At 39.4% G+C, this 21,340-nt stretch carries 25 protein-coding genes; 19 read left to right on the top strand and 6 right to left on the bottom strand.

Annotation, left to right across the window (positions count from 1 at the left end; translation table 11 throughout):
• Positions 1-44 precede the first annotated feature (44 nt).
• A complete protein-coding gene (locus ACIFOT_RS13875) occupies positions 45-671 on the top strand; it encodes a LysE family transporter (RefSeq protein WP_430065400.1) in 627 nt (208 codons plus the stop codon).
• Positions 672-717: 46 nt separating this feature from the next.
• Here ACIFOT_RS13875 and ACIFOT_RS13870 read toward each other — a convergent pair whose 3' ends face one another.
• Positions 718-2,073: an amino acid permease gene (locus tag ACIFOT_RS13870; RefSeq protein WP_430065398.1), complete on the bottom strand. Its 1,356-nt coding sequence runs from the start codon at positions 2,071-2,073 to the stop codon at positions 718-720.
• Between the two features lie 14 nt (positions 2,074-2,087).
• Positions 2,088-2,249: a hypothetical protein gene (locus tag ACIFOT_RS13865; RefSeq protein ID WP_223591854.1), complete on the bottom strand. Its 162-nt coding sequence runs from the start codon at positions 2,247-2,249 to the stop codon at positions 2,088-2,090.
• Positions 2,250-2,437: 188 nt separating this feature from the next.
• Between ACIFOT_RS13865 and ACIFOT_RS13860 the strand changes: the two genes are divergently transcribed.
• The gene (locus ACIFOT_RS13860) at positions 2,438-3,196 is read left to right on the top strand and encodes a yteA family sporulation protein (RefSeq protein WP_430065395.1); all 759 of its coding nucleotides are present in this window, start codon (positions 2,438-2,440) and stop codon (positions 3,194-3,196) included.
• 54 nt (positions 3,197-3,250) lie between these two features.
• Here the strand turns inward: ACIFOT_RS13860 and ACIFOT_RS13855 are convergent, their stop codons facing one another.
• Entirely contained in the window at positions 3,251-3,439 is a 189-nt protein-coding gene (locus ACIFOT_RS13855) for a YozQ family protein (RefSeq protein ID WP_430065393.1), read from the bottom strand.
• 93 nt (positions 3,440-3,532) lie between these two features.
• On the opposite strand from ACIFOT_RS13855, the gene ACIFOT_RS13850 reads away from it, so the two are divergent.
• From ACIFOT_RS13850 to ACIFOT_RS13815, 8 genes are all read left to right on the top strand, one after another.
• Positions 3,533-3,670 carry a hypothetical protein gene (locus ACIFOT_RS13850; protein WP_430065391.1) on the top strand — a complete coding sequence of 46 codons (138 nt, stop codon included), beginning with the start codon at positions 3,533-3,535 and terminating at the stop codon, positions 3,668-3,670.
• 117 nt (positions 3,671-3,787) lie between these two features.
• Positions 3,788-4,684, top strand: coding sequence for a cation diffusion facilitator family transporter (locus ACIFOT_RS13845; protein WP_430065388.1), 897 nt, complete (start codon positions 3,788-3,790; stop codon positions 4,682-4,684).
• A gap of 226 nt (positions 4,685-4,910) precedes the next feature.
• Positions 4,911-5,849: a magnesium transporter CorA family protein gene (locus ACIFOT_RS13840; protein WP_430065386.1), complete on the top strand. Its 939-nt coding sequence runs from the start codon at positions 4,911-4,913 to the stop codon at positions 5,847-5,849.
• 223 nt (positions 5,850-6,072) lie between these two features.
• Positions 6,073-7,329, top strand: coding sequence for a S8 family peptidase (locus ACIFOT_RS13835; RefSeq protein WP_430065384.1), 1,257 nt, complete (start codon positions 6,073-6,075; stop codon positions 7,327-7,329).
• A 143-nt stretch (positions 7,330-7,472) separates the two neighbouring features.
• A complete protein-coding gene (locus ACIFOT_RS13830; RefSeq protein ID WP_430065382.1) occupies positions 7,473-8,693 on the top strand; it encodes a helix-turn-helix domain-containing protein in 1,221 nt (406 codons plus the stop codon).
• A gap of 12 nt (positions 8,694-8,705) precedes the next feature.
• On the top strand, positions 8,706-8,831 hold the full coding sequence (locus ACIFOT_RS13825) for a hypothetical protein (protein ID WP_430065380.1): 126 nt from the start codon (positions 8,706-8,708) through the stop codon (positions 8,829-8,831).
• A gap of 118 nt (positions 8,832-8,949) precedes the next feature.
• Entirely contained in the window at positions 8,950-9,342 is a 393-nt protein-coding gene (locus ACIFOT_RS13820) for a DUF6944 family repetitive protein (protein ID WP_430065377.1), read from the top strand.
• A 76-nt stretch (positions 9,343-9,418) separates the two neighbouring features.
• Positions 9,419-9,814, top strand: a complete 396-nt coding sequence (locus ACIFOT_RS13815) for a cytosolic protein (protein ID WP_430065375.1) — start codon at positions 9,419-9,421, stop codon at positions 9,812-9,814.
• 65 nt (positions 9,815-9,879) lie between these two features.
• Here ACIFOT_RS13815 and ACIFOT_RS13810 read toward each other — a convergent pair whose 3' ends face one another.
• Both ACIFOT_RS13810 and ACIFOT_RS13805 read right to left on the bottom strand, forming a co-directional pair.
• Positions 9,880-11,394 carry an MDR family MFS transporter gene (locus ACIFOT_RS13810; RefSeq protein ID WP_430065476.1) on the bottom strand — a complete coding sequence of 505 codons (1,515 nt, stop codon included), beginning with the start codon at positions 11,392-11,394 and terminating at the stop codon, positions 9,880-9,882.
• A gap of 340 nt (positions 11,395-11,734) precedes the next feature.
• Entirely contained in the window at positions 11,735-12,295 is a 561-nt protein-coding gene (locus ACIFOT_RS13805; protein ID WP_430065373.1) for an FAD-dependent oxidoreductase, read from the bottom strand.
• Positions 12,296-12,465: 170 nt separating this feature from the next.
• Here ACIFOT_RS13805 and pxpB point away from each other — a divergent pair, with 170 nt between their 5' ends.
• From pxpB to ACIFOT_RS13760, 9 genes are all read left to right on the top strand, one after another.
• Entirely contained in the window at positions 12,466-13,194 is a 729-nt protein-coding gene (gene pxpB / locus ACIFOT_RS13800) for a 5-oxoprolinase subunit PxpB (RefSeq protein WP_430065371.1), read from the top strand.
• On the top strand, positions 13,181-13,939 hold the full coding sequence (locus tag ACIFOT_RS13795) for a LamB/YcsF family protein (protein WP_430065369.1): 759 nt from the start codon (positions 13,181-13,183) through the stop codon (positions 13,937-13,939). The genes pxpB and ACIFOT_RS13795 overlap by 14 nt, the downstream gene beginning before the upstream one ends.
• A gap of 5 nt (positions 13,940-13,944) precedes the next feature.
• Entirely contained in the window at positions 13,945-14,889 is a 945-nt protein-coding gene (locus tag ACIFOT_RS13790) for a biotin-dependent carboxyltransferase family protein (RefSeq protein WP_430065368.1), read from the top strand.
• A 206-nt stretch (positions 14,890-15,095) separates the two neighbouring features.
• Positions 15,096-16,682 carry an ABC transporter substrate-binding protein gene (locus tag ACIFOT_RS13785; RefSeq protein ID WP_430065365.1) on the top strand — a complete coding sequence of 529 codons (1,587 nt, stop codon included), beginning with the start codon at positions 15,096-15,098 and terminating at the stop codon, positions 16,680-16,682.
• 112 nt (positions 16,683-16,794) lie between these two features.
• Positions 16,795-17,751, top strand: coding sequence for an ABC transporter permease (locus ACIFOT_RS13780; RefSeq protein ID WP_430065363.1), 957 nt, complete (start codon positions 16,795-16,797; stop codon positions 17,749-17,751).
• 3 nt (positions 17,752-17,754) lie between these two features.
• Complete coding sequence (locus tag ACIFOT_RS13775) at positions 17,755-18,609, top strand: ABC transporter permease (protein WP_430065360.1); 855 nt, start codon at positions 17,755-17,757, stop codon at positions 18,607-18,609.
• A 14-nt stretch (positions 18,610-18,623) separates the two neighbouring features.
• The gene (locus ACIFOT_RS13770; RefSeq protein WP_430065358.1) at positions 18,624-19,628 is read left to right on the top strand and encodes an ABC transporter ATP-binding protein; all 1,005 of its coding nucleotides are present in this window, start codon (positions 18,624-18,626) and stop codon (positions 19,626-19,628) included.
• On the top strand, positions 19,621-20,601 hold the full coding sequence (locus ACIFOT_RS13765) for an ABC transporter ATP-binding protein (protein WP_430065356.1): 981 nt from the start codon (positions 19,621-19,623) through the stop codon (positions 20,599-20,601). The genes ACIFOT_RS13770 and ACIFOT_RS13765 overlap by 8 nt, the downstream gene beginning before the upstream one ends.
• A 19-nt stretch (positions 20,602-20,620) precedes the next feature.
• Positions 20,621-21,085: a hypothetical protein gene (locus tag ACIFOT_RS13760; RefSeq protein WP_430065354.1), complete on the top strand. Its 465-nt coding sequence runs from the start codon at positions 20,621-20,623 to the stop codon at positions 21,083-21,085.
• On the opposite strand, the gene ACIFOT_RS13755 is transcribed toward ACIFOT_RS13760, so the two are convergent.
• The gene (locus ACIFOT_RS13755) at positions 21,058-21,285 is read right to left on the bottom strand and encodes a hypothetical protein (RefSeq protein ID WP_430065352.1); all 228 of its coding nucleotides are present in this window, start codon (positions 21,283-21,285) and stop codon (positions 21,058-21,060) included. The genes ACIFOT_RS13760 and ACIFOT_RS13755 overlap by 28 nt on opposite strands.
• Between the last annotated feature and the right edge of the window lie 55 nt (positions 21,286-21,340).

Below are 21,340 nucleotides of genomic sequence, written 5' to 3'. Positions count from 1 at the left end.
AAAAATGAATAGACAGGCTTTTATTTAGGGTGGGGGAGATATAAATGAATGTATTTTTAAGCTATATACTTTTAGGATTGTCTCTAGCTGCTCCCATTGGACCAATTAACGCAGCCCAAATTGACAGAGGAATTAGAAATGGCTTCATGCACTCATGGCTGATTGGCGTAGGTGCAGTGTTGGCGGATGGGATCTATATGCTGGTGGTTTACATAGGTGTGGTCAATTTTCTTGAAACGTCCTTTATGCAAACCTTCCTATGGCTTTTTGGCGCCTTTGTACTAATCTACACAGGGGTTGAAACGATTTTAAAGGCAGGAAAGATTCACTTACAGGATTCAAGGGGGACGGAGCCGCTCATAAAATCGTTTCTCTCCGGTTTTTTTATGTCGATTTCCAACCCATTAACAATTCTTTTTTGGCTGGGTATTTATGGCTCCGTGCTCGCGAAAGCAGCTTCTGCCTATGAAACCACTCGATTAATATTTTATAGCAGCGCTATTTTTATCGGGCTTTTGTTATGGGATATCACCATGGCAGGGGTTTCTAGCAGCTTCCGAACCTTTGCCACCTCACGTTTACTTATTATGATTTCACTTCTGTCGGGTTTTTCTTTAGTAGGATTTGGCGTGTATTTTGGTATCCAGGCGTTTAAAATTTTATTTCCTTAAAGCACAAAAACTGGCATGAATAATTGCCAGTTTTTGTGCTTTATTTTTATGCGGTAGGCCAAGGTTTAAGCACTTTCTTCTTATGCTTATTCCATTTGAGGTTCATCATAAAGGTAATGGCTCCAATGATTCCAAGAAAGGCTAAACTAATAAAAAAACCTGGACGGCTTGTATCATGGAAAATCGTCCCGCTTACGGCGATTAAGATTAAGATTGTCCCGAGGGTATATTTCATTTTGTCCATTATTCTTAATTCAAGAATTTTTCTTGAGGAGGCCAGAATAAACATCCAATTATATAGAAGCATTAAGCCGGCCGCCGTTGTAATATACTCATAAATCAGATTTGGCATTAACAAAGCAGATACTACTGAAGCAGTGATACCGACCATGGTAATGATGAGTGTCGCAATCGGTACCTTTAATTTTCCTTTTCTAGAGAAGCTTTTCGGTGCATCACCTTCTTCACCCAGGGTAACAAGAACGCTTGTTACACCATAAAGAGAAGCAACCATCGTAGAAAATCCTGCAATGATTAAGGCTCCATTGAAAATATGAGGGACAAATGAAAGATGATAGGCATCTAAAGCAACGACAAACGGACTTTCCTTTGCATTAAATTTTTCCCAGGATACCATTATGACAGCCAGACCAATAGATAGAATATAAATTAGCATAAGCGTAAACAGCATAACCCTTCCAGCCTTAGGGGCTTCTTTGGGATCCCTCAAATTTGTTGCCATTAATCCTAATATCTCAATCCCGCCAAAGGCGTAAAAGGCAAAAATGACGGAAGACCATAAGCCTTTTACTCCATGTGGAAGGAAATCGTTTCGGCTGCTCGGATATTGTATTGGGCGGTCGCCATCAATCACACCGAAAATGGCTAAACAGGCAATGATGATAAACATTAATATCGCAGAAATTTTTAATATTGCCAAAATGTTTTCCAGCTTGTTCAATACACTTACTCCGATTAATAATACGACGAGTCCAAGAGTGGCATAGCCAGCTGCGAACAGCCACAAGGGAACTTTTGGAAACCAAAAACGTGAAAAAATGGAAAGAGCAGTCATTTGGCTTCCCATAATTAACACTTCAGAGCACCAGTATACCCATCCGCTGCTAAAGCCTGCCCATCTCCCGTAAGCTTTTTTTGCATAAGAGCGAAAACCGCCTTTAAGGGGCTCTTTTGATGTCATTTTTGAAAGAGCATCAAAAACGAAATAAGTACTAATGGCAGCAATGATGAATGCAATTAAAATAGATGGACCTGTCATTTTAATAGCTAAGCTCGATCCTAAAAAAAATCCTGTTCCTATCGTACAGCCCACTCCAAACAAAGAGAGGTGCCACCACTTCATGTCGTGTTTCTCCTCAGCCCCAGACTTTGATTTGCCCATACAACTTCTCCTTTTTACAATCTTCGTCCAGTGGCACCTGGTGATTTATCGGTATCCTTTTGATTATTATATTCTTCATCATTAAGTCCTGGATTCTGGTTATTAGCTCCTCCTAAATACTGTGCCTCATGCTCACGTTGGACTTTTCGAAATTTATTAAAATTTTCATTAACCATCTAATCTCCTCAATTCTTATCAAGTTATCTTTTTTAAGATACACGCCATGTTCATTCTTATTCAAAATCTTAAAGTAATTATGGATAGGTTTTTGATGGAATTAAATTTTTGTTACATAATCAGCCGCCTAACAAATGAAAATATATGATATAGACAATAGCGCTTTTTGATGAAAGGGGTTTATCTTATGCTATCGACACAGCAATTAGCTGAGTTACGTCTGCAACTATTACAGGAAAAGAATGAAGTGGAGGAACATTTACAACAAAATGACCACTTTGGTTTAGAAAGAGGCCATGCACATGAAGCAGTAGGGGAGTTGTCGAGCTATGATAATCACCCCGCAGACGAAGGAACAGAATTATATGAACGTGAAAAGGATATTGCCTTAAATGAGCATTATGGATTGCAGCTTCAAAATATTAATCATGCTTTAGAGGCGATGGAAAATGGAACATATGGGAAATGTGAGGTTTGCGGAAAAGACATTCCGCTAGAACGCTTGCAGGCCTTGCCTAATACCACTTATTGTATTGAACACAGTCCTGACCAAATAGTTTCTCACAACCGCCCAGTTGAAGAAGGGGTACTTATGCCGCCTTGGGGGAAATTTGATATGGATGAAAAGAATGAGAACGTCGCCTTCGATGCCGAAGATTCCTGGCAAACAGTGGCCCAGTGGGGAACCTCTGATACTCCCTCTGATATAGCCTTTCCACAGGATGATTATCAGGATATTTATGCGGAGGCAGACGAAAACATTGGGTATGTGGAGGACTTTGAAAACTTTGTCGGGAATGATATGTACGGCAATAATATCACAGTTTATCCAAACCCTCAGCACGAACAGTATGAGGAAGCGCTCGATGAGGAAGGAATTATGACAAGCTTCGGAGATTTGCCAGCATTTGAACATGACCCTTATGTGGATCATGATGATAAATAATTAAAAAAAGAGAAAACAGCTTTCGCCATGAGAGCTGTTTTCTCTAATTATTGATTAACTTTGTTCAGTTGCATTTTCGTTTCCGGTCGTGACATCGCCTTCCGCATACACATCACTTACTTGTTCATGTGTGGTGGCAAGCCCTGATGAAATCTGATCTTTTTCTTGATAATAGCTTGGATGATAGAAGCTCCCGGCAACTTCTTTGTTCGGATTCGCTTTTTGTTTCTGTTTGTCCATCATGTTTTCCTCCTTTTCATTATGATACAACGGTATTTTTTTCTTTTTTAAAGCGGATTACTCCTAAAAAATATTTCAGCTAAGGAAGTGCTTACTATGAAGAATAAAAAGAATTTTCCAACCCGAGAAGATTTAGACCAGGCTTTTCATTATCTCCACGACCAGATAAACAGGATTTCTGTTATCGAGGAAGTTGAAATGATGAAAGAAGAAAAAGAAGAATATAAAGAGTAAATAAGACTGAAAAATTGCCTAAATCCAAATTAGATTGAAAGGGGCAAGAATTTTTCTCTAGACCCAATAAGGTTGTTTTTGCTATGATTTCTAGAGGCATTTTAAAGGTGGTTTAATATGGTAATAAGAGAAACGCTGGCAAAAAAAGTCGCTTGGATCAGTGTGATCAGTAATATTATTCTTACATTAGGAAAGATCATCATAGGCTGGTATGGAAACAGTGATGCGGTATTTGCAGATGGGATTCACTCTGCCGCCGATGTTTTCGCGTCTATCATTGTTCTATTGGTCATTAAAATTGCCAATAAACCCGCGGATAATGAACACCCCTATGGACACGGAAAGGCAGAAGTCATTGTCTCTGGCATTGTTGGAATTTTACTCTTTCTTGTCTCTATTTATGTTGTTTATGAAGGAATAAGCGGCTTTTTTCACGAAGTGGAATCACCTAGCCTGTTGGCCATGTGGGTCGCACTATTTTCATATATTATGAAAATCATTTTATACCGCAGTTCATTAAAAGTAGCCAAGCAGCATAATAGCAAGGCCATTGAAGCCATTGCTTTTGACCATAAAGCCGATATTGTTGCATCCATTGCTGCGGCTATTGGTGTTCTCATTTCTATTTTAGGAGAACGATTCGATCTTCAACTTCTTCTTTATGGAGATAAAGCTGCTAGTATTTTTGTCGCCTATTTAATTTTTAAAATTTCAAAGGAAATGCTGACAGAGGCGTTTGATATTCTTCTGGAGCGGAACATTAGCACGGAGACAATTCAAGAATATACTAAAATAATTAATGATTTTCCTGATGTAAAGCGGATTGACCGAATCCGGGCAAGAGAGCATGGCCATTATATATTGGTGGATTTGCGGATTTCCATTGATCATTATAAGACAATCAAAGAGGGTCATGATCTGGCCAAATCGATTAAACAAAAGCTCATGAAAAATTATGATAACATCGATGAAGTTTTAATTCATTTAAATCCTTATTTTCCGGAAGACAATTAATTCCCAAAAAAAACACCTTTGTACTTTGGACCATTTGGGTTTATGATAGGATAGGATATAAAAAGATCGAAGGAGTTGATATTTTTGAGTTATTCCGTTGACCCGGACCCAAGTAGGCGAGGGGAAGTCAATGTTATTTTTGAATTGATTGAATTGATTATCAAGAATATCAACTCTAGAATTGGATGTTGGCTTCCTCAAACAAAGTGAGTGAGGAGGTTTTGGCATGCTTGAAATGTTTAAAAGCACCGATGCGAGGGTGCTGGAAAAAGTGGATGCTATTTCCAAAGGCTGCTGGATTAATATCTATGCTCCAACCCCCGAGGAAATAGCAAAGGTCTCAAATGATGCCCAAGTAGATATCGATATTATAAAAGACGCGCTGGATGATGAAGAGCGTCCGAGGATTGAACGTGATGATGGCCGAGTTTATATCATCGTTGACTTTCCCTATATTATCCATGATGAAACAGGTCTTGCTGTTTATGAAACGATTCCAATTGGGATTATTTTAACGGAGGATAATATTATTACCGTATCCTTAAAGGATTCTCCAATTATAGAGGAATTCCGAAAAAATCGCGTCAAAGAATTTTTTACGTTTAAAAAGACGCGCTTCGCTTTGCAGATTCTATTTGTAATCTCATCCTATTATCTTCGGTATCTAAAGCAAATCAATAAGAAAACAAATGAAATAGAACGCGAAGTACACCAATCGTTGAAAAATAAAGAACTATATGCCTTTTTAGCTTTAGAGAAAAGTTTGGTTTACTTTACGACATCCTTAAAATCAAATAAAGTCGTCCTTGATAAAATCCTGCGTTTTAACTATTTTAAAATGTATGAAGAAGACAAGGATTTATTAGAAGACGTGATAATTGAAAAAACGCAGGCAATAGAAATGGCTGAAACGTACCGTTCGATCTTGAGCGGGATGATGAATGCTTTTGCATCGATCATTTCAAATAACCTGAACATTGTGATGAAGTTTTTAACTTCAATTACAATCATCTTGTCTTTCCCAACGATGGTGGCCAGCTTTTACGGAATGAACGTGGATATTCCATTCCAGCATGCTACACATTCCTATGCAATCCCGCTAGTGATCTCTGCCTTTTTAACTAGTTTAACAGCGTTTATTTTTTGGAAAAAGAAATATTTCTAGATTACCAGCCATTCAATTGGCTGGTTTTTTTATTTTCAATGATAAAATTTTCTTATTTTTTATTACCAGAAAAAATAATCTATTTACGTTCTGTTATTTTTATAGAAAATTAAAAATTTTCCCAACATTAATAACTGGTGGATTGTTATTATATAAGAAATTTAACAATAGGCTAGAACATCAGCAAAACGGCTGTAGTGCAAAGGGAGAAGGGAGTTTTTGAATGAAAAAAGGGAAAATTCTAGGGGCTGCGTTAATGAGTGCGGTAATGGGGATATCGATGTTTGCAACAGCCGCATTCGGACAGCAATCTGCCAATCAGGAATCTTATCGCGTCTTGATTCAAGGCCCGTCTGCAGAAAAAGCAAAAGCTAAGGCAAGCTATGGGGCCCGCTGGGAGTTTGAAGGGCAAGGATTTACAACAACGGTAAACGGTCAGCAATACCAAGCACTATTGAAAAATAAAAATCTAAAGATTGAAAGACTTCCAGAGCTTCAGCTTGGTTTAAATCAGGATGCAGCAGCAAAGCCAGGAGGAACAACGGCAGCGGCTCCTAGTGATCAAACACCTTGGGGGATTGAAGCCATCTATAATGATTCAGGAGTAAAGGCAACTTCCGGTGGCAACGGTATTATAGTTGCCGTACTTGATACAGGTGTTAAAAAGGACCATAAGGATTTAGTTAATCAAGTTCTTCAGTGTAAGGATTTCTCCCAAATGAAAACCCCACTTGTTGATGGAAGCTGCTCTGACGGAAATGGACATGGGACACATGTTTCCGGTACCGTTCTTGCAAATGGAGGCAGTGACGGGAAAGGAATCTATGGTGTGGCACCAGGGGCAAAACTGTGGTCCTATAAAGTATTAAACGACCGTGGCTCAGGGTACTCAGATGATATTGCAAAGGCAATTGAAACAGTTGCTGATAATGCATCAGGTTTAAAAGTTATTATTTCGATGTCACTTGGGTCTAGTACAAAGGATTCGCTTATTGAAAATGCGGTTAACTATGCATATAACAAGGGTGTACTAGTCGTCGCTGCTGCTGGGAATGATGGTCCTGGAACCAATACCATAGGTTATCCAGGTGCATTAGTGAATGCTGTTGCAGTAGCCGCCTTAGAGAATGTCCAGCAAAATGGGACCTATCGTGTTGCAGATTTTTCATCTCGAGGCAATCCAGCTACTGATGGCGACTATGTTATTCAAGAGCGTGATGTAGAGCTTTCAGCCCCTGGAAGAGCGATTGAATCCACTTGGAAAGACGGCGGCTACAATACGATTAGCGGAACATCGATGGCTACTCCGCACGTATCAGGTCTTGCCGCAAAGATTTGGGCCGAAAATCCATCTTTCACCCATACCCAACTTCGGGACGAACTGCAAAGACGTGCAAAGGTTTATGATATTAAAGGCGGCACTGGAGCAGCAATAGGTGATGACTATGCATCTGGCTTCGGATTCCCTCGAGTAAATTAAATGTGTATAGGCCATCCGGCTCTGATGATTGGATGGCCCTGTCATAATATTATTTATTTTTTAAAAAATCAGAAAAATAACTGTATGAAGGGTGACATTTCATGTAAAATAGTGTAAAAAAGGAAGGCAAGCTAGGTGGTCATATGGAATTTGGAGCCCTGATTAAATTCTATCGTACACAAAAAGGAATGACGCAAGCAGAGCTTGCTAAAGGAATCTGCTCTGTTCCCCATTTAAGTAAGATTGAAAACAACTCGAAGGAAGCAAATGAGGAAACGATTTCCCTTTTACTTGAACGGCTGGAAATCGGACTGGAGGAAATGGACGAGAAAGAGGGCTTAATCCAAACTTTATTGGGGCAGCTTGGGGAAAAAATCAATTATTTTTTAAAAGACAAAATCGATGAAATCTATCAAAAGCTCCAGGAAATGGAGCATATCATCCCATTTTCAAAGTTTATTCATACCTATGAATTATACAAGTATCGATATCTATTATTTAAAGGATTTTTGGCCGAGGCCGAAAGCCAAAAGGATTTATTATTTAAACAAAAGAAAAATTTTTCCCAACATGAAGAGTATTTATTTCGCTACTTTAATGCGGTATGTTTAATTATGAAGGGACAGTATAAAGCTGCAGATGAATTACTCGAGGCATTGTATATTGATCCAAGTAATGATAGGCCTAACGCTGAATTTTTTTATCATCGTGCAATAGTAAAAAGCTCTTTAGAGCAATCAGGACATGCCATTCATTTTGGCAAAATGGCATTGCAGCTGTTTATGAACGAACATAATTTCTTCCGAATCCTTCATACGCTTATGATGCTGGGAATTAATTATACTCAATCGAATATTTATGAGGAAGCTGAAGACTGCTTCAAACACTTAATCCGCAATGCCGAATTATTAAAGCAGGAAAAGCTGCTTCCACAAATTTATCACAATATGGGCTACCTGCAAAACAAAAAGAAAAATCCTAAGGAAGCGATAAGTTATTACGAAAAAAGCTTAGCCCTTCAGCCAATCAACAATTCGCATTATCTGGTAACCCTGTATTCAATTGGTGAGAACCAATATGCACTTCAAGAAACGGCTAAAGCGAAAGAGTGCTTTCAGGTGGTCAGTTCATTAGCGAAGGAGCTAGGTGTTAAGAAATATCGCTTGCTGGCAGATTTTTATATTTTCCACATCGTTTCTCCAGAAAAGGCATTTAAATACTTAGAATCAAAAGTGATTCCCTATCTTGAAGCGACAAACGAACATCATAATGATCTTACCCGCTTTTACAAAATGCTTTCAGATTTTTATAGTCAACAAGGAACCTACCTGGAAGCAGTTAACTATTTAAATAAAATTACATGAGGAGGATATAACATGAAAAAGGCTTTTATTCTATTATTTTCTGTCGCATTACTAGTTTTATCATCACCGGTGAGCAGCGCGCAACCTGTTAATGTTGCAGATTCTATTACAGATCACCCTATTTTGCCTCCAGTATAATACAATAATAATAACCTCCTGTTCATCAGGGGGTTTTTATTTTGCGGAAAAAAGCGATGCCCTGAAATGTCTAGTTGAATAAAAATAATAAAAAGGATTTCTTTGAAAGGATATCGCAATGGATATTAAGAAAAAAGAAAATGAACAGGTTTTATCCGAGAGGGAAGAGTTAATCATTAAGTTTGAAAAACAAATTGCCATCGGTGTCTGGATTCAAGCAGTGGGACAATTAATTGAATTGGTGGGCTTGTACAGGCTAAATCTTATTAGTGATGAAGAGGAACCTATGATTGAAAACCAAATTCTAACAGGAGCATCCCTGCAAACAATCGGCACATTTTTAGAAGCGATTGGCGTTACAGGAGAAATTGGCATGGACAGCGGCGAGATTAGCTTAAGTGCACAAAAATTAGCCGTAACCGGTGATTGGATTCAGGGATTAGGAGCAATATTGGAAGCTGTAGGCGGAACTGAAATTATCAAAGAAAACGCCAATTTATTTGTCCCATAATAGGAATGAAACCAACGCTAATAAGGGTATCCTAATCACATGTGTTGAAAAATTATGGAAGAGGATTGAGGATACGATGAAATCATTTGTTGTTGGTTTTCACCAAGAAGACAATGTAGATGCAATGCAAATTCAAAAATTAAGCAAAGAGGATTTCGATAAAGCAACCGAAGGCGGTACGCGGCATTTATTTGAACTTGATACCAACATTGGCTTTTTTGTTTTTTTTGATGGAGAGGATGCTGATGGGCTGGTCTCATACATGGTGCTCCAATATGAAGAGGACAATGAAGAGCCAGTGGCTTGTTACTCGTTCCAGTTGAAGGATTTTTATGAATTTATGGCGCTTTACTTAAGTGATCTTGGATTTAGCGAAGAAATGGAAGAAGAGGACCAGGAATACGGCCCCATTCATCATCTCGCCCATTTAATGTTTCACATCGTCGAAGAAGGGCAGAGTCTTGAGGTGTAGAAGGTACAGAATTGAGAATAAACAAGCACCGGACCAATATAGTCCGGTGCTTGTTTGTGTTAGCTTTACGCTGTACCTTTTTTATTCACAATGACACGGGCATTGCCCATGAAAAAGATCGTTATGGCAGCAAGCGCAATCGGAATTAATGTAAGCATAAAGGTATGCGTAATCGAATCCGACATTGCATGGACAATTTTATCCAAGATAAAGCTAGGGATTTTCGAGCGCTCGCTTGCTTGGAAAATTTGTCGTGGATCGCCCATTTGGAAACCTTGTCCTCCAGCACCCTGCATGCCTTTAAACGCCTCGTTAAGCTTATCCGTAAATAAGTTGTTTTGCAGCGAACCGAAGATTGTAACACCGAGTGTCATCCCAAAAGAACGTAGGAATGAGTTCGTAGAGTTGGCTGTACCGCGGAATTGCGGCTCTAAATTATGCATCGATGCCGTCGGTAATAGCGAGAAAGAAAACCCTACGCCGAAACCGACAAGAATCATATAAATCGTTAATAACCAGCGTGCGGTATCAACAGTTAAGGTTCCGAGGAGATACATGCCAACAACATATGAAATAATGGAAATAATCATCAAATTTCGATAAGAAGTTTTGGTTAAGAATATACCGCCTATCGAGCTTCCCGCTACAGACCCCAGCATCATCGGCGTCAAAATAAGTCCGGCATTCTTCGCGCTGCCCCCGTAGACTGCCTGCACAAAAATCGGAATAAACACTGTTAATATAATAAACGTGCCGCCATATAAAAAGGCCAAGATTTGCGAGGTAGCAAATAACCGCCTTTTAAAAAGCCATAGTGGCAAAATCGGTTCAGCTGCTTTCAATTCAGCTATGAAAAAGACAACAAAAAAGACAAAAAAGCTCGCAAATAAGCCAATGATTTGAATAGAATCCCAGTCGTATTCTTTTCCTCCAAGCTCAAGAGCAAACATCAAGCTGACGACCGATATAATAAGTGTAATCGCCCCGGCCCAGTCAATTTTTTGCTTAGAGTGCTGCAGTGATTCATGATAATAACGAACGATTAAGATAATTGAAACAATGCCAATCGGAACATTTACATAGAAAACCCAATGCCAGCTGATATAATCAGTAATATAGGCACCAAGCAGCGGCCCTAAAACGCTGGATGCCCCAAATACGGCACCAAGTAAGCCCGTCATTTTACCACGATTTTCAGGCGGGAAAATATCAAAAACAATCGTAAAGGCAATCGGCATAAGAGCACCGCCGCCGATCCCTTGAATGGCTCGGTAAACACTTAACTGAACGATACTCTGGGCGATACCGCATAGAGCGGACCCAATAAGGAAAACGACTAATCCGAAAATAAAAAAGCGTTTCCGCCCGTACATATCAGATAACTTACCGAAAATCGGCATTCCCGCCATAACAGCAACCATATATGCAGAGGTTACCCAAATAAATTTATCAAGTCCGCCGAGGTCGGAAACGATGGTCCCCATAGCAGTTGCGACTATCGTGTTATCCATTGCTGCCATCAGGATACCTAATAGTAAGCCTGCAACAACAGGTTTTATATTACTGTCTTTTTTTATCATAAAAATCTCCTTAAAATGGTCATATAGGGTATGGGCCATAATTGCCACGGTTCCTCCTCCTGATGACTATTTTAACTGATGAGTGAAATAAAATAAATTTTAAACAAAAGGCTCTGTTAAATATGTCTGTTGATTTCCGCTCCAGACGCTCGCTTTCCGCGGGCGTGCCGGGGAGCCTCCTCGGCGCTGAAAGCGCCTGTGGGGTCTCCCCAGCCCCGTACTCCCGCAGGAGTCGAGCGCCTTCCGCTCCAATCAACAGGGTATAAAAAAACAACAATATCGTTTAACACAGCCAAACAACAAAAAAATCCCCTATTTGTAAGGGGATTTAAACCATTTTTTATTTTAAAACATCATGGTCAACATAACGCTCGCCATTCATTTCACTGATAACGTTGATTGCGACTTTTGCACCGTCACCAGCCGTGATGATCGTGTGCATGCTGACACCAGCGATAGTGCCGGCTGCCCAAATTCCTTCAATATTAGTTTTTCCTTGAGCATCAACGTCAAGGATCGTTTTAATTCTTGGTTCAGTTCCAGGCTTTGTGGTTAAGCCGATTGTTTCAGCAAGGTCAGCCATCAAACCAGTTGCAACAATGACATGCTTTGCTTCATATGCTGATTGGTCGGTTTCTACTTTAAATCCACCGTCGGTTTTAGTTACGTTTGTTACAGTAGCTTTAACCAGTTCAGCGCCAAATTTGCTCGCTTGTTTTTTGCCAGTTTCAACAAGGTCTGGTCCAGAGATTTCTAAAACGCCATAATGGTTTTCCATCCAGGCTCTCTTTGTCACGCTCTTATCATTATCAATTACCAGGGTTTTCTTGCCAGCTTTAGCTGTAAATAAGGCAGCACTAGCACCAGAAGGGCCTGCACCAATAACTACAACATCAAACATCTCCAAAACCTCCACTTTTTAAAGTTATTCCTTGTATTATCGTAACGTAACAAAAAATGAAAGTAAAATGAATTGCTTGTTTGAGATATTGGGAAAAAGAAGTGATTGATAAGATTCTCTTGTATTATTTTTTACATCCATTTACTGTAATATTAAAGAGGGTGATAGTTATGGTAGAAATTGTTCCGCTCGGTGATTTGGCCGTACGAGTTTCTTTTGGAAACGAAATTAATGAGGAAATTCATAAGGAAATACAAGGATTTATTTCTAAACTGAAAGCAGCAAACGTGAAGGGTATAGTTGAATGGGTACCATCTTATACAGCAGTTGCTATATACTATCAGCCTGAATTCATTAGTTATTTTACACTAGTTGAAAAAGTAAAAAAGATTTACCATCATAATAAAGATGTCGAACCACTCGAGCCAATTGTTTATAAAATTCCGGTTTTTTATAATGGTCCTGATTTGTCCTTTATTGCTGGGTACAATCATCTAAGTGTGGATGATGTTATCTCTTTACATAGCAATAAGGAATATCTTATCTACATGATGGGCTTTGTACCGGGGTTTCCGTATCTTGGAGGACTCTCTCCAAAATTGACCGTCCCCAGGCTTGAACACCCAAGACCGAATGTCCTCGCAGGTTCGGTTGGTATCGGCGGAAATCAAACAGGAATATATCCTTCAGATGTTCCGTCCGGCTGGAGGATATTAGGTATTACCCCTGTAAAGCTGTTTGATATAGAAAATTCCGCGCCGATTCTCTTCTCGGCCGGAAATTATATTAAGTTTTATCCAATTGATGAAGAGGAATTTTCTAGAATCAAGCAATTAGCAGAGTCGAATAAATATGAGATCTCAACTTTTAAAAGAGGTGAAAGTAATGAAGGTCATTGATTTAAACTGCGATCTGGGTGAGGGTTTCGGGGCATATAAGATTGGAAATGATCAAGAGGTATTAAATTATATTTCAAGCGCTAATATTGCTTGCGGCTTTCATGCTGGTGACCATAATGTCATGTTTGAAACTGTAAATCTCGCAAAAAAATCAGGAGTAAGAATTGGCGCACACCCGGGATTCCCAGATCTTGCGGGTTTTGGCCGCCGCGAGATGATACTTTCACCTCGTGAAATATATAACCTAGTTACCTATCAAATCGGAGCATTAGCTGCCATTTGTAAAGTAAATGGAACATCACTAGTCCATGTAAAACCGCATGGTGCGTTGTATAACATGGCGGCGAGCAATCGGGAAATGGCAGCCGCAATTGCCGAAGCTGTGGCAGATTTCGATTCTACTATTGTCTTATTCGGACTTGCAAATAGTGAGTTAGTGCGGGCTGGGAAAGAAAAAGGCCTCCTAGTGGCCGAAGAAGTATTTGCCGACCGTTCATACCAGCCTGATGGTTCATTGACCTCCAGGAAGGAAAAAAACGCCATCATCCATGATGCCGATATTGCGATAAAAAGAGTGGTTCGCATGATAAAAGAAGGAAAAGTGGAAACGGTGGATGGGACGGATATTGATATAAAGGCGGATACGATTTGTGTCCACGGTGACGAGCCAAAGGCTTTAGAATTCGTATCAAAATTAAAGCATGCCTTCGAACAAGAAAATATTCTTATCCGAAAAAGCTGGTGAGACCAATGAAAACAGCTCTTTTTAAAGTAATGAAGCCTGGGCTGCAAACAACGGTTCAGGATTTAGGAAGATATGGGTATCAGCAATTTGGAATCAGTCCATCGGGAGCTATGGATCCATACACGATGCAGGTAGCAAATATACTCGTCGGAAATGCAAAAGGTGAAGCTGTGTTGGAGGCAACGGTGATTGGACCCGTTTTTCTGGCTTTGAGTGACATGACCATAGCAATCTGCGGCGGGAATTTTTCTCCAAAGGTGGATGAACGAGAAGCTCCAATGTGGAAGAGTTTTTTAATTAAGAAGGGGCAAATTCTTTCATTAGGTTCATGTAAACAGGGTGCTAGGGCTTATATTGCTGTTTCAGGGGGAATAGATGTCCCAGTGGTTTTAGGAAGTAAATCTACCTTTTTAAATGGTAGATTTGGTGGATTTGAGGGACGTTCCTTGCAAAAAGGAGATGTGTTATTTGGCAGTCCAATGATAAAAAAGCCAAATAAAACACTGCATCCAAATCTAATCCCACAATTTAAAAAACTAATCTCCTTGAGGTTTATTCCTGGCCCGCATCAAAATAGCTTTAATAAAGTGAGTCTCGAGCAATTTTGTAGTGAAGAATACGTAGTTACTCCACAGTCTAATCGAATGGGCTATCAGCTGAAAGGACCACAACTAGAACATCTTATTGGTCCGGATATTATCTCTGACCCGGTCCCACTAGGCGGAATACAAGTACCAGCAAGCGGGCAGCCTATCATCTTAATGACTGAACGGCAAACCACAGGGGGTTACACCAGAATAGGCACGGTTATTTCAACGGATCTTCCAAAGCTTGCTCAGGCGGTGTCTGACACCGTTATTCAGTTCTCCATCGTGTCATTAGAGGAAGCGCAACATTTGTATTTACAAAATCAGATTTTATTAAAGCATTTGTCGCTGGCTGCAAAATAAAAAGTCCTAATTTTTACAGTGATAGGACCGAATCCTCAGCCGGACAGGAGATTGGAAATAATACTAATTATTTATATTTACTATTAGCAGCCTATAAGGTAAAATGTATTTTGTACAATACATATAGAAATAGTAGGAATTAAAATTCATTACTAAAACTACTATTCTTGTTGTTATAAAAATATTAAGCATAGGGGGAAGACAAAATGGTTCGTAAAAATGTAAATATTCTTGTAGCCATTTTACTCAGTATCTTATTAGTACTTGCAGGCTGTTCTTCAAAAACGAAGGATAATGCAAGCACTAAAGATAAAGGTGATACTGCAAATAAACCAGATACCTTTATTTATGGAATTGATGGAGATCCAGGTAACGCAGTAAACGTCATTTCAACAGGTGACCGTTATGGATTAATGGAAATTAAAACTATTTACTCTCCATTGTATATGTATAACGGAAAGGATAATGTTAAGTACTTCTTGGCAGAAAGCATGACTCCTTCAGAAGATTTCTTAACATATACAGCAAAATTAAGAAAAGATGTAAAATGGCATGATGGACAGCCATTTACGGCCGATGATGTTGTTTTCACGTATGAGCAAATGTTAAAAGAAGAAAATGGCGGCTGGGCAAGAAGCCAGCTGATCTTTAATAACCAACCAGTTAAAGTTGAAAAAGTGGATGACTATACAGTAAAATTCACGCTACCAACTGTCAGCATGGGAGCAATGGAAGCTTTAGGCAATATTTTCATCATGCCGAAACATGTTTATGATGGGGAAGCAAATATTGCTAACAGCCCTAAAAATGCCACTCCAGTTGGTACTGGTCCATACAAATTAAAAGAATATAAAGCAGGGGAAAGCGTCACGTTTGAAAAGAATGATGATTATTTCCTAGGTGCACCTAAAATTGCAAAAGTTGTTTACCGTATCATCATGGATCCAAATACAGCTACATTGGCTCTGCAAAAAGGGGAAATTAATGCCCTTGCGATCCAGCCATCCGATACAAGTAAGTTTAAAGGTAACGACAATGTTGCGATTAAACCATACGATGAAGGGCGAATCGGTTACTTAGCCTTTAACTTAAGCTCAAAAGCAGTACAATCAAAGGATGTAAGAACGGCAATAGCTTTCGGTTTGAATCGTGACGAAATCAATACAGCAAGCTATGTTTCAACTGATTATTCCAAGCCAGCCTATTCATTCTTACCAAAAAAAGCAACCTATTTCACTGACAATGTTGAAAAACATAAATTCGATACGAAAAAAGCAAAAGACCTGCTGGCAAAAGCCGGAGCATCTAATTTAAAATTAAAACTTGCATTTATCGCCAATAATCCAATCCAGCAAAAACAAGCAGCTGTTATTCAACAAAACTTGAAAGCTGCAGGCGTTTCAGTTGAGTTAGTTGGTATGGATGCGGCAGCTTTAAGCAAGAAGCTTCAAAGTGTCCAAACGGACTTTGATATGTATCTAAGCGGATATATCATGGGAATTGACCCAGATACCTTTAATTCCTTGTTTGTTACAAATGGTGAAGCAAACTACATGCACTATAGTAATCCAAAAGTGGATGAGTTATTTAATCAAGGCCGTGTAGAAAAAGATGATGCAAAACGTAAAGCTATTTATGAAGAAATTCAAAAGCTCATCATTGATGATGCTGCGTTCTATCCATTAACAGAGAACAAACGAATCCTTTCGATTGATTCAAGAATCAAAGGTATTGAGGAAGCTGCTTTAGTTCCGGTTTACACATTTGAAGATATGTCAAAGCTATCCTATTAAAAAAATAAAGGTTTTAGTAGATAAAGATAAACAGTTCGCTGTTTATCTTTATTTATTAAGACCAAAAGGAATAAAATGATAGAGTAGGATAGCGTAAGGAGTGGGATTATTTTTGTTAAGGTATATTTTGAAACGAATTTTACAGGCAATCCCTTTGCTTTTCATTATTTCGATTATTTGCTTTACGCTCATTCAATTGGCTCCATATGATGCAGTTGACGCGATGACAACTCCAAACATGACGAAGAAAACAGTGGAACTAATAAAAGCAAGATATGGATTAGACCAGCCAGCCTATATGCAATATGTTTATTGGATAAAAGGGATTTTGAGCGGTGAATGGGGATATTCTATTGTAACGCATGAAAGTATTACAAATGATCTTTCCGCAAGGATACCGAATACGATTCTGCTTGTCCTTCCTGCTTACATTCTTGCACTTTTATTTTCTATTATTCTTGGGTTGATTGCAGGGGCGAATAGAGGGAAATGGGCGGATAAAATCATTGATAGTTTAAGCTCATTCGGGATTGCCATACCGAGCTTTTGGATGGCGATGATTCTAGTGTTTATTTTTGGGTATCTTTTAAATTTATTACCAATCCTTGGGATGCACACCATTGGGAGTGAAGGATCATTCTCTGACCTGCTAAGTCATATGGTGCTTCCTTGCACCGTGTTGATGCTGTCTTTCATGCCTGAGCTTGTTCGTTATGTACGCTCATCCACCATTGGACAGCTTTCCGAAGATTACGTCATGGTGCAACAGGCATACGGGGCCGCTTCTAGTTGGATTTTATTTAAGCATGTACTCAGAAACGTTCTGCTTCCCATCATTACGATTGTAGGGATGAGCCTTCCAATGCTTGTTACCGGGGCTGTCGTAACAGAAACGGTATTTGGATGGCCTGGAATTGGGACATATTTTGTCAAAGCAATCCAAGGGTTTGATTACCCAGTTGTCATGGCCATCATGCTGCTATCCTCAAGCCTTGTGATTATCGGTAATTTGCTATCCGATCTTTTATATTGCATCGTCGATCCGAGAATCAAGGGAATGGGGGAATAGAACATGGCCGGAAAGAAAAATAAAAGAATGAACCAGTTTAAAAATGAATTAAAACGTAATAAAACGGCGGCCATTGCCCTTATTTTTCTTATTCTTATTTTATTCATCTCTATTTTCGCCTTTCTCTCACCTTATCCTCCTGATAAGGTCGATGTAACCAGTGTCCTTCAGGGACCAAGTGCGGACCATTGGTTTGGTACAGACGAGCTTGGCAGAGATTATTTAACACGAGCCTTATATGGTGGACGAATCTCCCTTACTGTCGGAATCTTAGCCATGCTTATTTCGACTAGTATTGGCGTATTGGTGGGATCGATAAGCGGCTATTTTGGCGGAAAGGTCGACAACTTTTTAATGAGAACGGTTGATGTGATTTCTTCGATCCCGTGGATGATTCTTGTTACAGTTGTAAGTATTTATCTGACACCGGGGTTAAAAGCGATTATTCTCGTCATTGGTCTGTTTACCTGGATGAGTACGGCTAGGCTTGTTCGTGCCGAAACTCTTTCGATAAAAGAAAGAGAATATGTTTTATATGCGAAATCATCAGGACAATCATTGAAAAAAGTCATTTTGAAGCATATTATTCCAGCTGTCTTTCCTACTTTCATCGTCGCATCCACCGTTAGTATCGCCAATGCGATCTTGATGGAATCAGCCTTAAGTTTTCTTGGTCTTGGCATTCAACAGCCATTATCTTCATGGGGAAGCATGCTTCAAAATGCGCAGGGGAACTTAGGGAATGCTCCCTATATGGCCATATTGCCTGGACTTCTTATCGTACTGACGGTTTATTCTTTTAATAGACTCGGAGATATTCTTCGGGCCGTGGTCGAGCCGAAGACAAGTGGGAAATAGGAGGGTTGGATAAAATGAGTACCATTATGGAAGAGAATAATAGATTACTTGATGTAAAAAACCTCCGGACGAACTTTTACAATGGAAAAGCAAAAATGGAAGTGGTAAGAGGAATTGACTTCACTGTGCAAAAGGGAGAAATACTAGGGATTGTTGGTGAATCCGGGAGCGGAAAAAGTGTCATGGTTAAATCGATTCTCGGCATTATCCCGAGGAACGCAAAAGTAGATGCCGGTGAAATTGTTTTAGATGGAAAGCATATTGAAAATTTATCGAACAAAGAAAAAAGGGCGATTAGAGGCCGCGATATTGCTATGATTTTCCAAGACCCGATGACTGCTCTTAATCCATTAAAAAAAGCCGGGAATCATCTGATTGAATTATTAACAAGGGTAAGAGGCATGAACAAGAAGGAAGCCAAGCTTGAGGCTGTTGAACTGTTAAGAATGGTCGGTATCCCTTCTCCTGAAACGCGCGTCGACCAATATCCGCATGAATTTAGCGGAGGAATGAGGCAAAGGGTATTGATTGCCATGGCATTAGCGTGCAATCCTAAGCTGTTAATAGCAGATGAACCTACAACTGCCCTGGATGTCACGATTCAAGCACAAATCCTGGAACTCTTAAAAAAACTTCAGCAAGAAAATGATATGTCAGTGGTGTTAATTACACATGACCTCGGAGTGGTAGCGACGATTTGCAGCCGAATTTTGGTGATGTATGCCGGAATGGTGATGGAGGAAGGATTGGCCCATGAAATTTTTTATTCACCTAGGCATCCTTATACAAAGGCATTATTGAATTCCATTCCTAGAGTGGATGGGGAGAAAACAAGATTAAAGCCAATTAAAGGGGCTGCCCCATCGCTTCAAAATATACAGAGCGGCTGCCCATTTGCAGGAAGATGCGATTTTGCTATTGAAAAATGTTTCACTTCAGTACCAGAATACAAGAGCTTTTCATCAACGCAAAAAAGTATGTGCTTTTTAGCAGGGGAAGGGGAGCATCTAGATGACTAAGTCTCAGCAAAAACTTATTGAAGTTAACAATCTAAAAAAATACTTCCCATTAAAATCCTCCATTTTTAGTAAAAATAAACAAGTTGTGAAAGCTGTTGATGATATCTCGTTTCATATTTATAAAGGAGAAACGTTTGGGCTGGTTGGTGAATCAGGATGCGGCAAATCCACATTGGGGAGGACTATCAATCGTTTGTACGACCCGACTTCAGGAGAAATTCTTTTTGATGGCAAGGATATTGCCAATCTATCAAATAAAGAATTGCAGCCCTATCGAAAAAGAATGCAAATGATTTTTCAAGATCCATATTCATCACTTAACCCATATATGAGTGTCGAAGAAATCATCGATGAACCGCTGGAGATACACACTTCTCTTTCGAAAAATGAACGAAAAGGAATCATGGTTGATATTCTTGAAAAGGTTGGTCTAAAGAAAGAAGACCTGGAAAAATACCCGCATGAATTTAGCGGCGGACAGCGCCAGCGGATTGGTATTGCCCGGGCGTTATCGATAAATCCTGAGTTCATTCTTTGTGATGAGGCCATATCTGCTCTGGATGTCTCCATTCAAGCTCAAGTCATAAATATGTTAGAAGATTTACAGAGTGAGATGAAGCTTACGTATTTGTTTGTCGCACACGACTTATCCATGGTCCGCCATATCTCAGACCGAATAGGTGTAATGTATCTCGGTAAACTGGTTGAGATATCTAACAGCGATGAGTTATACCATAAACCGCTGCATCCCTATACGCAAGCGTTATTGTCTGCTATTCCAATACCAGATCCAATCAAGGCACAAAATAGCAAACGTGAAATTATTACTGGAGAGCTTCCGAGTCCAATAGAAATGGAAACCGGCTGCCGATTTCGATCACGCTGTCCATTTGCCAAACCAATCTGTGCAGAAGTCGATCCGCAAATGAAGCAAGTGGATGGAGAGCATTTTGTCGCCTGCCACTTATACTAAACTAAGGTGGATGAAATTAATGGAAAAAGTAAAATTAGCGTTAAATTATGCACTCATGCTGGAAATGATGAAAGCAAAAGGATTCAATAATCCAACCATCGTTGCTCTCTTAAATGAGGGAAAAGAAGAATTGCTTGAGAGCATGGGAGAAGGAATTCCTACTTGGAAATCGTTGATCGACTATTACCATATGAACAAAGATAAATGCCACCAAGCACTAAAGGAAGGCTATGAATTTTCTTTTATGACAAAAGGAGCACTCAAGTCTTTGCTGAATATTAAGTTTGCGATGAATGAAGGCGAAGATTTCGTTGATACCGGCGAGTTTTTAGACACAGTAAAAATGACCAGTGACAACCTGGAGGCACTCCGTGAAATGATTGCTAAAAATTGGACAATTGTTTTACAAGAAGAAAACTATAGCGAAGATGTTCATCTCCTAAAAATTGAGCTGACTCATAAACCGAATTTTAATATTAAATAACTAGTAAAATAAAAAGAACCATCATTTCCGTCCTGGGATTGATGGTTCTTGTGTTTAAATTGATATAAATGGTCTTTCTTAGTCTTTGTTACTCTCGTTCTCATATCTGCATAAACAAACGTGCTGCGCTTTACTTCTGGGTTCATTTTTCCTTCACGCTCAAGCTTATCTCGTAATTTCTTGGCTTTAGATTTTGCCAAATTAATCACTCCTTAAGTTAAATTCAATCCATTATATAACAATTACTTTATTCCG

Source organism: Neobacillus sp. NRS-1170, assembly GCF_050468025.1.
The sequence above is the reverse complement of the archived record's forward strand: the minus strand, read 5'-3'. Positions and strand labels throughout refer to the sequence as shown.